The organism is Paracoccus sigandri (assembly GCF_003709565.1).
Taxonomy (GTDB): domain Bacteria; phylum Pseudomonadota; class Alphaproteobacteria; order Rhodobacterales; family Rhodobacteraceae; genus Paracoccus; species Paracoccus siganidrum.
This window is the reverse complement of record NZ_QNRC01000004.1, coordinates 68,190-81,955: the sequence shown is the minus strand read 5'-3', so window position 1 is coordinate 81,955 and position 13,766 is coordinate 68,190. Positions and strand designations below refer to the sequence as shown.

The 13,766-nt window shown below is 71.1% G+C and carries 14 protein-coding genes; 4 read left to right on the top strand and 10 right to left on the bottom strand.

Going from position 1 to position 13,766, the window contains the following annotated elements; genetic code table 11:
- Positions 1-225 precede the first annotated feature (225 nt).
- The 3 genes from C9E82_RS04545 to C9E82_RS04535 all read right to left on the bottom strand — a co-directional run bounded on the left by C9E82_RS04545 (position 226) and on the right by C9E82_RS04535 (position 3,222).
- Positions 226-627: a hypothetical protein gene (locus C9E82_RS04545; RefSeq protein ID WP_119897188.1), complete on the bottom strand. Its 402-nt coding sequence runs from the start codon at positions 625-627 to the stop codon at positions 226-228.
- Between the two features lie 83 nt (positions 628-710).
- Entirely contained in the window at positions 711-2,642 is a 1,932-nt protein-coding gene (locus C9E82_RS24380; protein WP_170162016.1) for a DUF2207 domain-containing protein, read from the bottom strand.
- Positions 2,643-2,652: 10 nt separating this feature from the next.
- Positions 2,653-3,222 carry a LemA family protein gene (locus tag C9E82_RS04535; RefSeq protein WP_119897187.1) on the bottom strand — a complete coding sequence of 190 codons (570 nt, stop codon included), beginning with the start codon at positions 3,220-3,222 and terminating at the stop codon, positions 2,653-2,655.
- Between the two features lie 345 nt (positions 3,223-3,567).
- Between C9E82_RS04535 and C9E82_RS04530 the strand changes: the two genes are divergently transcribed.
- Together C9E82_RS04530 and C9E82_RS04525 are read left to right on the top strand one after the other, a co-directional pair.
- The gene (locus C9E82_RS04530) at positions 3,568-4,140 is read left to right on the top strand and encodes an outer membrane protein (protein ID WP_119897186.1); all 573 of its coding nucleotides are present in this window, start codon (positions 3,568-3,570) and stop codon (positions 4,138-4,140) included.
- 80 nt (positions 4,141-4,220) lie between these two features.
- Positions 4,221-4,490: a hypothetical protein gene (locus C9E82_RS04525; RefSeq protein WP_119897185.1), complete on the top strand. Its 270-nt coding sequence runs from the start codon at positions 4,221-4,223 to the stop codon at positions 4,488-4,490.
- 34 nt (positions 4,491-4,524) lie between these two features.
- Here the strand turns inward: C9E82_RS04525 and C9E82_RS04520 are convergent, their stop codons facing one another.
- From C9E82_RS04520 to C9E82_RS04490, 7 genes are all read right to left on the bottom strand, one after another.
- Positions 4,525-5,196, bottom strand: a complete 672-nt coding sequence (locus C9E82_RS04520) for a class I SAM-dependent methyltransferase (protein ID WP_119897184.1) — start codon at positions 5,194-5,196, stop codon at positions 4,525-4,527.
- Positions 5,193-6,077 (bottom strand): NAD(P)/FAD-dependent oxidoreductase, encoded by an 885-nt coding sequence (locus C9E82_RS04515; RefSeq protein ID WP_119897183.1) that lies wholly within the window; start codon positions 6,075-6,077, stop codon positions 5,193-5,195. The genes C9E82_RS04520 and C9E82_RS04515 overlap by 4 nt, the downstream gene beginning before the upstream one ends.
- A gap of 3 nt (positions 6,078-6,080) precedes the next feature.
- Complete coding sequence (locus tag C9E82_RS04510; protein WP_119897182.1) at positions 6,081-6,524, bottom strand: RrF2 family transcriptional regulator; 444 nt, start codon at positions 6,522-6,524, stop codon at positions 6,081-6,083.
- 47 nt (positions 6,525-6,571) lie between these two features.
- Complete coding sequence (locus C9E82_RS04505) at positions 6,572-7,702, bottom strand: GNAT family N-acetyltransferase (RefSeq protein ID WP_119897181.1); 1,131 nt, start codon at positions 7,700-7,702, stop codon at positions 6,572-6,574.
- A gap of 80 nt (positions 7,703-7,782) precedes the next feature.
- Positions 7,783-8,535, bottom strand: a complete 753-nt coding sequence (locus tag C9E82_RS04500) for a glycerophosphodiester phosphodiesterase family protein (RefSeq protein ID WP_119897180.1) — start codon at positions 8,533-8,535, stop codon at positions 7,783-7,785.
- Positions 8,535-8,990: a RidA family protein gene (locus tag C9E82_RS04495; protein WP_119897179.1), complete on the bottom strand. Its 456-nt coding sequence runs from the start codon at positions 8,988-8,990 to the stop codon at positions 8,535-8,537. The genes C9E82_RS04500 and C9E82_RS04495 overlap by 1 nt, the downstream gene beginning before the upstream one ends.
- A gap of 66 nt (positions 8,991-9,056) precedes the next feature.
- Positions 9,057-12,509: a chromosome segregation SMC family protein gene (locus C9E82_RS04490; RefSeq protein WP_119897178.1), complete on the bottom strand. Its 3,453-nt coding sequence runs from the start codon at positions 12,507-12,509 to the stop codon at positions 9,057-9,059.
- 152 nt (positions 12,510-12,661) lie between these two features.
- On the opposite strand from C9E82_RS04490, the gene C9E82_RS04485 reads away from it, so the two are divergent.
- Entirely contained in the window at positions 12,662-13,042 is a 381-nt protein-coding gene (locus C9E82_RS04485; protein ID WP_119897177.1) for a CidA/LrgA family protein, read from the top strand.
- Complete coding sequence (locus tag C9E82_RS04480) at positions 13,035-13,751, top strand: LrgB family protein (protein ID WP_119897176.1); 717 nt, start codon at positions 13,035-13,037, stop codon at positions 13,749-13,751. The genes C9E82_RS04485 and C9E82_RS04480 overlap by 8 nt, the downstream gene beginning before the upstream one ends.
- Positions 13,752-13,766 lie beyond the last annotated feature (15 nt).

The window sequence follows — 13,766 nt, the reverse complement described above, 5'->3', positions numbered from 1 at the left end:
GTCAGAGATTTTCGGTGGGTTCGGGGACCGTGGTAAAGGGGTCTCCGACGAGGCCGTCATCGGCGATCTGGAAGATGGGCCTGCCTGTCCTTGCTGCCGCCACGCTGCCGGATCGTGCGCGAGGGGCCGCTTGTCGGCCGGGATCATTCCCCTACCTTTGGCGGCCGGGGGCCGGGCACTTCACCCGAGACGCATGATCGGCAGACGCGCTGGAATTGTCCAGGTTCACCTTGCCGCGCCGGGGCGCGCGACGCATTGCGGCGGCGCGTCCGAGGTGAGCGCGGCGAGGCGCTGTTGCAGGGCGTCGCGCTTGCGCATCTCGGCGACGGGATCGATCGGCACCCTCTTGCGCACGGTGTCGGGGCCGCCGTAGCAACCCGAATAGCCCAGGCCCAGCCTGTTGTAGCCGCCCCGGAAACCGCCCGCGCAGAAGCGGAAGCCGGTCTCGTTGACCACCGTGTCTTCCCAGGCATAGCCGCGCGCGATATTCGCCTCGACCTCTTCCAGCAGCCGCGAGACATGCCTTTGCTCGGCCTCGACGCGGGCTTCGCAACGCTCGGCCGGCGTGTCGCAGGACGCCAGCCCGGCCAGGGCGGCACATGCGATGGCAAGGGTGGTGCGGGTCATCGGATTACCTCCTTCTTGCGCCGCCAGCTTATCGCAGACCTGCCGCCGCCGCGACAGTTTTGCCGTATCGGCCAGGCAGCGGCCTACCAGCCGCCGCCGCCTCCTCCTCCGCCGCCGCCGCCCGAAAAGCCGCCGCCGCCGGAAAAGCCCGAGGAGGAGCTTTTCGGCGCGGGCAGCGAGGCGGTGAAGCTGTTCGACAGCGAGCCCGCCATGCTGCCGAGGCTGGCGCCGATGCTGCCGGGGGTGAAGCCCGTGCCGCGATACCAGCCGGGCCCGGCATAGACGACGGCGCCCGTCGCAAGCGCGCCGGCCAGCCATGCGTCGAAGGTCCGCGACCACGGCTTTTCGACCCCAAGCGCGACGGCATAGGGCAGCAGCGTCTCGAAATGCTGCGGCGACATCTCGGGCGCGCCCTGCATGTTCATCCGGTCCTTCTCGGCCAGGGCCAGGTACTGCTTCAGGCCAGCGATTTCGGCCGAGCGCCTCTGCCCGATCGGGGTCGGCGCGCCCATGATGAAGAAGAAGATCATGTTGGTCAGCGCCAGGCCCGCGAGGATCGCCAGCATCCGCGGATCGAAGGCGCGCTGCGTCAGCATCCCCAGGAACCCGGCCAGCATGTTCAGCCCCACGAAGCCCAGGAAGGCCGCCGTGACCACCGCCCATATCCGCGCGCCGAGCGAGCGCGCGGCACGCAACCGGCGCCCGATGGCGACGGCCGCAATGGCGATGATGGCCGAGGGGAACAGCACGCCGATGGCGAGCGCGATCGTCTCGGGCGCGAAGCCGCCGAAGGCGACCGCCAGCAGCAGGACCAGCAGCGACATCAGGACCCCGCCCAGCAGGTAATGGGGGTTGGCGCGGTAGAACTGGTTGCGATGTTCGCTCTCGATCGCCTGCCGGAAGGCGCGGCCCACCGACTGGACGGTCCTGCCGTTCGACTTGTCCACGGTCAGCGCATCGCCATCCTTGGGCAGCGCCTTCAGGATGGCGCATTGCCCGGCGCCGATCCCCGCCGGGATCCCGCTGCCCTTGCGGCGGATCGTCATGGTCTTTCCCGGCTGCTCCAGCTCCAGGTGGCCCTTGACCGCAAGGTCGATCATCGAGGCGGCGAAGGCGTCCCAGCCCTGTCCGCGAAAGCCGCGCTGCGCGATATAGCTGGCCAGCGCGGGCGAGACGCCCTCGGGCGGGGTCCAGCGCGGCACGACGATCTCTTTCGGCGGGTCGCGGCCGACGCGCCGCCAGGCCCACAGGTAGAAGGCAAGCACGAGGACCAGCCCGCCGGCGCCGATGATCCAGCCCAGGTTGTCGCGCCGCCAGTCGGCACGCTGCTCGGCATCCGACAGCGGCGCGACCACCCCCTTGGGAAAGGCGACGACGGCGGTCAGCCCCTCGCGCGGGGCAAGCGCCCGCGTGGCCTCGACAAGGATGCGGTTTCCGCCATCAAGCCGCTCGGCCCGCGCGGCCTGTTCGGTCGAGCCGAGGGGGCCGGTGAAATAGGCGACATCGCTGGCGCCGGCACCGGGCGGCAGCCTGATCTCGGCGCGGGCGGCCAGGATCGGGAAGTCCCAGCCGTTGCCGGTGACGTTCCAGTAGACCTCATCATGGCTCGGGAAATAGCGGATCTGCCGCGTCGTGTCATAGGTGATCCGGTAGCGATGCAGGCCATGCGGCAATTCCACATCCGCATTCCCGATCCGGATCCGCAACACGCCCGCACGCCGCTCGACCGCATGGGGTTCGGCGCTGCCGTCGCGGGTGACGGAACGCACATCCAGCCCCACCTCGCGGATGCGGCCGCCGCCATCCTCGTAGCGCAGCGGAATGTCGCGGAAGATCCCGCGCGAGATCTCCTTGCCCTCGACATTGACGGCGATGGTCTCGGTCACGCTCAGCGTGCCGTCCGCCCCCACCTCGACAAGGGCGTGGAAATCGCGGATCTCCTCCTCCGCCCGCGCCGCTCCGGCAAGGCCGAGGGCGATGAGAAGGGCGGCAAGGACAGGCGCGACGAACCGCATCGGCCCGCCGTCAGCCGAACGAGACTTTCGGGACGGCGCGATCCTCGGCATTCTCGATCTCGAAGAACTCGGCCTGGGTGAAGCTGAAGGCATTGGCGACCAGGTTCGAGGGGAAGCTCTCGACCTTGACGTTCAGCTCGCGCGCCGCGCCGTTATAGTAGCGCCGCGACATCTGGATCTCGCTTTCCAGCGTCTCCAGCGAGCCCTGCAGCTGCACGAAATTCTCGTTCGCCTTCAGGTCGGGATAGGCTTCCGCCACCGCGAACAGCCGGCCAAGCGCCTGGCCCAGCATTCCCTCGACCTGCGCGCGCCCGGCCACGTCGTCGCGCGGCAGGTCCTGCGCCCGCGCGCGCAGCGCCGTCACCTCTTCCAGCGCGCCGCGCTCGTGCTGCGCATAGCCCTTCACCGTCTCGATCAGGTTGGGGATCAGGTCCGCGCGGCGCTTCAGCTGCACGTCGATTCCCGACCATGCCTCGCGCACCATCTGCCGGGCGCGCACCAGGCCGTTATAGGTGAGGATCACATAGCCAGCGATGGCCAGAAGAATGATGACAAGGAAGGTTCCGAAACCCAAATCCATGATCTGGCTGCCTTTTTCCAACGAGCCCGGACATGCCGCCCAACCGATGCCGGGACGCTGCTGGCGGCAGGCGAACCGGCGGGGGACGACAGGATCGCCTCATCCTAGGGCGCGCGGGTCCGAGCGTCAAACCGGGCGCCGGGGCAGATGCGACGACACCCCCGCCCTCATGCCGCAGATGGTTCTGCGCCGGATTGCACGCAACCTGCACCAGCCAGGCCGAAGGAGGGGGTCGGTCCCATCGTCGCACAAATGCCACGCCGCGATCCTGCCGCCATTCCAACGGCTTCCCAGGCCGATCCTCTGTGGATATGCGCGGACAGGCTTCACCTGCGGAGATGACGAATGAAGATCGCGATCCATGCCCTCGCGGCATCCTTCCTGGCCAGCGCCGCCTGTGCGGGCGGCTATGTCGCGCCGACCGTGCCGGAGGAGGTCCCGGCGGCGGCCCCCGGCACCGACTGGACGGGCATCTATGCCGGCCTGCAATATGGCCAGGGCGAATTCACCGCATCGCGCGGGCGGGCCAGCGCCGATCTGGGCGATATCGACGCGCTTGGCCTGCATCTGGGCTATCTGCATGACATGGGCGCGTTCGTCCTCGGGGCCGAGCTGGACTATAACGACGTGGATCTTCAGGACGGCACGGCCGGCAGCAGCGACATGTGGCGGCTGCGGGGCCGCCTGGGCTATGACATGGGCCGCTTCCAGCCCTATCTGACCCTGGGTGTGGCGCGGCTGTCGGATTCGGGGGAATCGGAAACCGGCGTGACCTACGGGTTCGGAGGCGACTATCTGGTGACCGACCGGGTTTCCCTGGGCCTGGAATACAGCAGGTCGGCCTTCAAGGATGTGGTGGATACCGGCATCGACCTGGATGCGGACCTGCTGCAGATCCGCGCGTCCTTTCGGTTCTGACGGCTGCCCGGTCCCGTTTACGCGACGGGCCCTGGTCGATAGGATCCCCGACCACCAGCGCGAGGCAGGAGGCCGGGGCGATGCAGATTTTCCTGAAGGACAGCCATGCCTATCCGGGCTGCCGCGCCGACCTGCCCGGCGATCCGCCTGCGGCCGGGACCGATGTCGTCCTGTCCTTTGCCGACGGGATCGAGGCGCCGGGCCGCCTGTCGCCGACCGCCGAGGGGCTGCGCCTGGTCATCGCAAGCTATCGCACCGCCGCGGGGACACCGATCGCGCCCAAGGCCTGGCTGCTGCGGCGGGACGATGCCGGCTGGAAGATAGCCGCAAGGCTGCCGGACCCCGCCTGACGCGCTGACCCGCGCCGGCAAGCTGCCCGCCGCTTCACGCCCAGGCGATCCAGCCCTTGAAGGTAAGGGCGGCATGGAACAGCTGGACCTCGCGGAAGCCCGCCGCCGCCAGAAGCGCGGCATCCTCCTCGGGCGTCAGCACCGGCAGGCGTTCCTTCATCGTGGCCATGCCCGCCATGGCCTGCGCCTCGGGAACGCCGCCCGAGACCAGCCAGGCCGCATTGCGCCGCAGCCACAGATCCTGCTGCCCGTCCGCCTGCGGAAAACTGTGATGGGCCATGACGAAGGGCGCCGCGGGACGAAGGCGGCGATGCAGCTGGCGCAGGGTGCGCAGGCGTTCCTCGCGCGGCAGGAAATGCAGGGTCAGCAGGCAGGTCGCGCCGTCGAAGGGGCCGTCGGGAGCATCGTCGACATAGCCCTGATGGAAGGTGACGCGGCCACCCGCCGGGCCGAGAATGTCCCGCGCCTGGACGATCATCCGGGGCGAGGGATCGACGCCGTCGAAGCGCCAGCCGGGATGCGCCGCGGCGAAGGCGCGCAGCTCCAGCCCGCCGCCGGCGCCGAGGACCAGGACGCGGCCGGTATCGGGCACCCGCTCGGCCAGCAGCAGCGCCGCCATGCGGTGCAGGTCCTCAAGCCCCGGCACATGGCGCGCGACGCGGCCGGCATAGCTGGCGGCATCGCCCGGATGGGTCGCGCCGCTCATCCCGGCCAGACCAGCGAGCGGTGCAGCTGCGCCCCGGCCCAGGCGCCATCGTCCACCGCCAACGACACCGAATGCGGCGCCCGCGCGACGTCGCCGCAGGCGAAGATGCCGGGAAGGCTGGTTTCCTTCGTCTCGTCCGTCAGGATCTGGCGGGCCATCGGCGTCTCGATCAGCTCGCAGCCGGCGGCCTCGGCCAGCGGGCCGGCCGGCTCGGTCCGGGTCGCGGTGAACAGCCCGGCGAAGGGCAGCACCCGGCCGTCGCGCAGTTCCACCTCGGCCTCGCCCGCGATCCGGGCGATGGGGGTTTCCTCGACGGCGACGCCGCGGCTGCGCAAGTCGTCGCGTTGCTCCGGCTCCAGTGTCAGGGCGCCATTGGTCAGGAAAGCGACCTCGCCCCATTCCGGCAGCAGCTTCGCCTGATGCAGCGACATCGCGCCGGCGGCGATGACCCCGATCCGGCCCTGATCCAGCTCGTAGCCGTGGCAATAGGGGCAATGGAACACCGTCTTGCCCCATCGCTCCGGCAGGCCCGGAATGTCGGGAAGCCGGTCGCGGACCCCGGTGGCCAGCAGGATGCGGCGGCCGGCATGGGCCGTGCCATCCGCCCTGGCCAGCCGGAAATCGTCCTTGCACCCCGAGATCGCGACGGCCTCGCCCTCGATCCAGGTCACCGTCGGATAGGCCAGCAACTGCCGACGCGCCTCGGCCGAGATGCGGGCCGGGTCCACCCCGTCCTGGCCCAGAAAGCCGTGCGAATGGCGGGCGAAGCGGTTGCGCCGCTGGCCGGCATCGACCACCAGCACCTTGCGGCGCGCACGCGCCAGCTGCAGGGCGGCGGCCATCCCGGCATAGCTGCCCCCGATCACGATCACATCCTGCATGTCCTACTCCTTCACCGCCCGCCTTTGTGCATGGCGGCGGGCGAAATCCTCGGCCAGATCGGCCAGCGTCACATCGGCGAAACGTTCCAGCAGCAGCGCCTCGGCCTCGGCAAAGGCGCCCTCCAGCGCGGCATTGACCGATTGCTCGACCAGGCATTCCGGCGTCTCGTTGCGGTTGCCGATGGCGAAGATCGCCGGCTCGCCCAGGGCTTCGTGCAGCCGGCGCAGGCTGACCGCCGCCAGATCGGCCGAGATGCGCCAGCCCCCGGCGTGCCCCCGCTCGGCCGTCACCAGCCCGGCCTCGCGCAGCAGCCCCATGCTGCGACGCACCACGACCGGATTGGTACCGAGGCATTGCCCCAGCGCCTCGGAGGTCATCGGGCCGTCATGTTCCGCCATGTGCAGCAGGGCATGAAGAACCGAGGAAAGGCGGCTGTCCCGTTTCATGTAACTTCATATGTTATGAATTGGCCCGGCTGTCAAGATCCGGCCTCTCACCCCTTGCGAAACGGGGTCCAGTCGGCCAGTGCCTCGATCTCCTGCCCCATCGCCGCGCGCTCCTGGTCCAGATAGCCGGCCAGGGCGCGCAGGAAGCCCTCGTCCCGGACCCAGTGCAGGGAATGGATCGCCACCGGCTCGTAGCCGCGGGCCAGCTTGTGTTCGCCCTGCGCGCCGGCCTCGACCCGCGACAGCCCATGCGCGATCGCATGGTCGATGGCCTGGTGATAGCAGAGTTCGAAATGCAGGAAGGCGTGGTCCTCGAGGCAGCCCCAATAGCGGCCATAGAGCGCGTCGGGGCCGATGAAGTTCAGCGCGCCGGCGATGGGCTGGCCGTCGCGTTCGGCCATGACCAGCAGGATGTCGTCGCGCATCGTGTCGTGGATCTGGTCGAAGAAGGCGCGGGTCAGGTAGGGGCGCCCCCATTTGCGGCTGCCGGTATCCTGGTAGAAGGCCCAGAAGGCGTCCCAATGGTCGGGGCGCAGGTCGTCGCCGCTCAGCCGCCGGATCGTGCCGCCGAACTCCGCCGCCCGCGCCCGTTCCTTGCGGATCGCCTTGCGCTTGCGCGACGACAGCGCCGCCAGGAAGTCATCGAAGCTGCCATAGCCGCGGTTGAGCCAGTGGAACTGCTGGGTCACGCGCGGCAGGAAGCCGGCCTCGGCGCCCTCGCGGGCCTCGGTCTCGGTGCAGAAGGTCACATGGGCGCCCGAACAGCCCGCCCGCTCGGCGACCTGCGCCATGCCCGACAGCAGCGCCTGCCGGATGCCGGGATCGGGGGCCAGCAGGCGCGGGCCGGTGGCGGGCGTGAAGGGCACCGCGCATTGCAGCTTGGGATAATAGCGCCCGCCCGCGCGCATATAGGCCTCGGCCCAGGCATGGTCGAAGATGTATTCGCCCTGGCTGTGCGACTTGGCGTAAAGCGGCGCGGCGCCGACCACCTGCCCGCCGCGTTCCACCGTCAGGTGCAGGGGCTGCCAGCCGCTGCCCGGCCCGACCGAGCCGGATGCCTCCAGCGCCGCCAGGAAGCGGTGGCTGGTGAAGGGATCGCCGCCGGCCAGCCGGTCCCAGTCGGCGGCCGGGATGCGGGCGATCGAGGAATGGGTGCTGATGGTCAGCGCGCTGCTCATGCCGGGAATCTAGGGGAGGCGGGCGGAAATGTCAGCGGGTCTGCCGCAATTCCCGGCGCGACAGGGCCCGAAGGGGCGGTTCACTTCGCCGCCATGTAGTATTCGAAGGTGATATTGTCGGCGACGCGGCGGGCCGCGGCCTCCTCCTCGGGCGTGCGGATCGTCCAGCACAGGATCCCCGCCCCCATCGCCTTCAGCGCATCGACGCGCGGATTGTCCAGGTCGTGGTGGTCATGCGAGATGAAGCAGGCCCCCACCGCATCGTAATCGGGGATCGCCCGCAGATGCTCGCGCTGCGCATCGCTCAGTTCGGGATAGTCCTCGGCCGCATAGGCGCAGGAGGTGATGCCGACCGGGATCGCGGGGGCCAGCGCGTGGAAGGCCGCGACGATCCGCGGGTTGAAGGACATCACCGCGACCGGGCCGCCATAGCCCTTCAGCGCCTCGGCCACCGGCACATGCAGATCCACGGCCTGCCCGCCCAGGCCGTCCGGCTGGTCCTTGATCTCGATCAGCAGCGGCACGCGCCCGGCGACCAGCTCCAGGAATTGCGCCAGCGTCGGGATGGTCTGGTCGCCCTCCAGCAGCGGCAGGCGGCCAAGCGCCTCGGCGCTGGTCGCGTCCACGCGGTCCGGCCGCCCGCAAAGACGCCGCAGGTCATAGTCGTGAAACACCATCGCCACGCCGTCGGACGAGGGCTGGATGTCCAGCTCGATCCCATAGCCCGCATCGACGGCCGCCTGCGCGGCGGCAAGGCTGTTTTCCGGCACGCCGGGGCCGTGCAGCCCGCGATGGGCGAAGGGCAGCGTCAGGAAGACCTGCGGCAGCTCCATCACGCCACCTCGAAGATCGCCTCGATCTCGACGGCGACGCCAAGCGGCAGGGCGGCGGCCGAAACGGCAGCGCGGGAATGGCGGCCGGCATCGCCGAAGACCTCGACCATCAGGTCCGAACAGCCGTTGACGACCTTGGGCTGGTCGGTGAAATCCGGGGTCGAGTTCACGAAGCCGGTCAGCTTGACCACCCGCGTCACCCGGTCCAGGTCGCCCACCGCCGCCTTCAGCTGCGCGATCAGCGCCAGCCCGCAGCGCCGCGCGGCGGCGGCGCCCTCCTCGACCGACATGCCGTCGCCCAGCCTGCCGGTGATCAGCCCGCCCTCATCGGCGCTGATCTGGCCCGAGATGAAGACCAGGTTTCCGGTCTGCACGAAGGGGACATAGTTGGCGGCGGGGGCGGGGGCCTCGGGCAGGGTGATGCCCAGTTCGGTCAGTCGGTTCTCGATGCTCATCTTGTCCTCGTCGTTGAGCCGCTGCGGGCGGCAGCGGATTCGCGGCGCAGCCTAGCAAGGGGCGGGTCAGGCGACCAGAGCCTCGGCGCGTTTCAGATCGACGCTGACAAGCTGGCTGACGCCCTGTTCCACCATCGTCACCCCGAACAGCCGGTCCATGCGCGACATGGTCACGGCATGGTGGGTGATGATCAGGAAGCGGGTCTCGGTCCGCCGGGTCATCTCGTCCAGCAGGTCGCAGAAGCGGTTCACGTTGGCGTCGTCCAGCGGCGCATCCACCTCGTCCAGCACGCAGATCGGCGCGGGATTGGCCAGGAAGACCGCGAAGATCAGCGCCAGCGCGGTCAGCGTCTGCTCGCCCCCCGACAGAAGGCTCAGCGTGGACAGCTTCTTGCCGGGCGGCTGGCACATGATCTCCAGCCCGGCCTCCAGCGGATCGTCGGATTCGACCAGCACCAGCCGCGCCTCGCCGCCGCCGAACAGCGTCGTGAACAGAGTGGTGAAATTCGCGTTCACCGTGTCGAAGGCGGCCAGCAGCCGCTCGCGCCCCTCGCGGTTCAGGCTGCCGATGCCGGCGCGCAGCTTGCGGATCGCCTCTTCCAGGTCGGATTTCTCGCCGGCCAGCCGGTCGCGTTCCTCCTCCAGCTCGCGCTTGTCCTCGTCGGCGCGCAGGTTCACCGCGCCAAGCGCGTCGCGCTGGCCGCGCAGCCGGGCGATCTGCTCCTCCAGCGCCTGCGCGGGGGTGTCGGTGCCCACATCGCCCAGGCTGTCCAACAATTGCTGCGGCGTGCCCTCGGTCTCCTCGTGGATGCGGGCGCGGGCGGCGGCTTCCAGGTCGCGCGCCGCCTCGGCGCGGGCCTCGCGCGCGGCGCGGGTCTCGCGCGCCTCCGAGGCCGCGCGCTCGGTGTCGCGTTCCGCATGGGCGGCGGCGCGGGCAGCCTCGTCGCCCACGGCCAGCGCCTCGCGCGCCGCCGAGAGCCGCGCTTCGGCATCGGCCTCGCGCGCGACCAGGCTGTCGCGCCTGCCGGCCAGGGCGGCGGGCTGCGCCTCGGCCTCGGCCAGATCGCGGGCGGCGGCATCGCGCCGCGCCGCCAGTTCCGAGGCCCGCGTCCCGGCCTGCTGCAGGCGCAGCTTCCAGCCCGATTCCTCCTTGGCGATCTCCTGCAGACGCTTGACGCGGGCATTACCCTCGCGCCGCAGCTCGTCCAGCGCGGCGCGACGGGTCATGGTGGCGATGCGCGCCGCCTCGACGCCGGTGCGGGCATGTTCCAGCGCCGCCGCGGCCTCGCCCCGGTCGGGCAGGTCGGCCAGCGCCGCTTCGGCCTGGGCCAGGCGCACCCGCGCATCCGCCGCGTCGGCCTGATGCCGCGCCAGCTCGGCCCGCGCCGATTCCGCGCGGCTGTTGGCCAGCGACAGATCGGATTCGGCCCGCGTCGCGGCCCGCGCGGCCTCGGACAGCAGGCGCTCGGCCTCGCGCCGCCCGTCGCGGGCGGATTTTTCCAGCGCCGCGGCATCGGCCAGGCGCGCGCGGGCGTCCTCATGCGCCTCGGTCGCCGCGGCGGCACGGGCCTGCGCCGCCTCGTTGGCCTCGCCGGTCTCGGCCAGCTGGTTCACCTTCTGCAGATGCAGCGCCGCGGCCGAGGACGCCTCGCCCGCCATCACCCGCATCCCGTCCCAGCGGAACAGGTCGCCCGCCTGCGTGACCAGCCGCTGGCCCGGCGCCAGCCGGTCCTGCAGGGCCGCCGCCGTGGCCGCGTCCGCGACCAGCCCGACCTGCGACAGCCGCCGCGACAGCGCCGCGGGCGCCTCCACATGCGGGGCCAGCGGCGCGGCGCCGGCCGGCAGGGGCTGCGGCGCGTCCCAGCCCGGCAGAAGATGCCAGCCGCTGCCGCCATCCTCGGCCAGACCGGCGCGCAGATCGTCGCCAAGCGCCGCGCCGAAGGCCAGCTCGTACCCGCGCGCCACCGTCACCTGGTCGAGGATCGCCGCGCCGCCCGACTGGCCGCGTTCGACCAGGCGGCGCAGGGCGGCCATCTCGGCGGCCAGGGCCCCGGCCTCGCCCTCGGCCTCGGCGCGGGCGGCGCGGGCGGCAGCCTCGGCACCCTCGGCCTCGGCGCGCGCCTGTTCGGCCCCGGCCAGCGCCTCCTCGGCCGCCTCGGCGCGTTCGCTGGCAGCCTCCTGCGCGGCCTCTGCCGCCGCCAGGGCCGCCTCGGCCGCCTGCCCCGTGTCCGAGGCCCGCGCCGCATTCTCGGCCGCCTCGGCGCTGGCGCGTTCGGCGCGCTGCAGCATCGCCCGCAGATCGCCCGCCAGCCGCTCGGCCGACTGGTGGCGCGCGGCCAGGCGCGCGGCCTCGTCGGTCAGCTCGGCCAGCCGCGCCTCGATCTCGCGCAGGGCCTCGGCGGCCTCATCGGCGGCGCCCGAGGCCGCCTCCAGCCGCGCCTCCTGCCCCTGCCCGGCCTTTTCCAGCTCGGCCCGCTCCCAGTTCAGCCGCTCGATCACCTCGCCGGCATCGCGGTTCAGCGCCGCCTCGCGCTCGATGTCGCGGTCCAGCTGCGCGATCCGCCCGGTCAGCGCCTCGATGGCCTCGACCGCCCGCGCCTCGGCCTCGTCCAGCGCCTCGCGCTCGACCGTGACGCGCGACAGGATCGCGGCGGCGATCTGCTCCTCCTCGCGCAGGGGCGGCAGCGCGCCCTCGGCCGCCTCGCGCCGCTCGGAGGCCTGGCGGGCGGCGATCTCGGCCTCGCCCGCCGCCTTCACCGCCGCCGACAGCGCCTCGGCCGCCGCCAGCCGCGCCGCCTCGGCCTCGGCCCAACGGCGATAGAGCAGCACGCCCTCGGCCTGCCGCAGCGCCGCCCCGATCTCGCGATAGCGCGCCGCCGCCCGCGCCTGGCGCGCAAGGCTGGCCGCCTGCGCGGAAAGCTGGTCCAGCGTGTCGTCGACGCGCGTCAGGTTGGTCTCGGCCCCGTTCAGCTTCAGCTCGGCCTCGTGGCGGCGCTGATAGAGACCGGAAATCCCCGCCGCTTCCTCCAGAATGCGGCGACGGCTCTTCGGCTTGGCGTTGATCAGCTCGCTGATCTGGCCCTGCCGCACCAGCGCCGGCGAATGCGCCCCGGTCGAGGCATCCGCGAACAGCATCTGCACGTCGCGCGCCCGCACGTCCTTGCCGTTGATCTTGTAGGCCGATCCGGCATCGCGGGTGATCCGGCGCACGATGTCGAAATGATCGTCGTCGTTGAAGCCTGCTGGCGCCAGCCGGTCGCGATTGTCCATGGTCAGCGTGACCTCGGCATGGCTGCGCGCCGCCCGGCGCGCGGTGCCCGCGAAGATCACGTCCTCCATCCCCTCGCCGCGCATCGCGGTGGGGCGGTTCTCGCCCATGACCCAGCGCAGCGCCTCCAGCAGGTTCGACTTGCCGCAGCCATTGGGGCCGACCACGCCGGTCAGCCCCTCGCGGATGACCAGGTCGGTCGGGTCCACGAAGCTCTTGAAGCCGTTGAGGCGCAGCCGGTCGAAGCGCAAATGCCTTCCTTCCAGAATCGGACATGTGGCGGCGATTGTCCGCAGCCTGCGGGCGCAAGTCAACCGAAAGCGCTATATCTGGGGCGGCCCACACAGTTATCCACAAGATCAAAGGGCTCGCCACAAGAAATTCCGGTGATAGGATCGGCGCCATGATCATGTCTCTCGCAGTGATTCTGGGCTTTCAACTGGTGGGCGAGGTGGCCTCGCGCGCCCTGGACCTGCCCTTGCCGGGCCCGGTGATCGGGCTGTGCCTGCTGGTGGCAAGCTGCCTGGCGCGGCCGGCGCTGGCGCATCGGCTGCGGCCGGTGACCATGGGGCTGCTGCAGCACCTGTCGCTGTTCTTCGTGCCCGCCGGCGTGGGCGTGGTGGCGCATATGGCGCTGATCCGCGACCAGGGCATCGCGCTGGCGCTGGCCATCGCGGGCTCGACGGTGCTGGCGATCGGCGTGGGCGCGCTGGTCTTCGTGGCGGTGGCGAAGCTGACCGGCTCGACGGATGCATCGGCGCTGAAGGATGCCGGCGATGACTGATCCGTCGCTGATCTGGTCCTACCTGGCCCAGGGGCCACTGCTGTGGCTGACCGCCACGCTGGTCGCCTATCTGGCCGGCGACGCCTGTTTCCGCGCCGCCGGACGGCAGAGCTGGGCCAACCCGGTGATGATCGCGGTGATCCTGCTGGCGAGCCTGCTGTGGCTGACCCGCACCGATTACGCGACCTATTTCGAGGGCGCGCAATTCGTCCATTTCATGCTGGGCCCGGCGACCGTGGCGCTGGCCCTGCCGCTCTACGACAACCTGCCCCGCGTCCGCCGCGCCTTCCTGCCGATGATGGCGGCACTTACCGCGGGATCGGTGACGGCGGTCGCCTCGGCGCTGGCGATAGGCCGCGCGCTGGGGCTGGACGTGGCGGTGCTGGCCTCGCTGGCGCCGAAATCCACCACTGCCCCGGTCGCCATCGGCATCGCCGAGCGGATCGGCGGCCAGCCCACGCTGACGGCATCGCTGGTGCTGCTGACCGGGATCCTGGGGGCCATCGTCGCCACGCCGCTGCTGAACGCCCTGCGGATCCGCGACTGGCGCGCGCGCGGCTTCGCCGTCGGCGTGGCCGCCCATGGCATCGGCACCGCCCGCGCCTTCCAGGTCAGCGAAACGGCGGGCGCATTCTCGGGGATCGGCATGGGGATGAACGCGGTCCTGACCGCCATCATCGCCCCGCTGGCGCTGCGCCTGTTCGGCTGAGGCTTTTTGGGTATT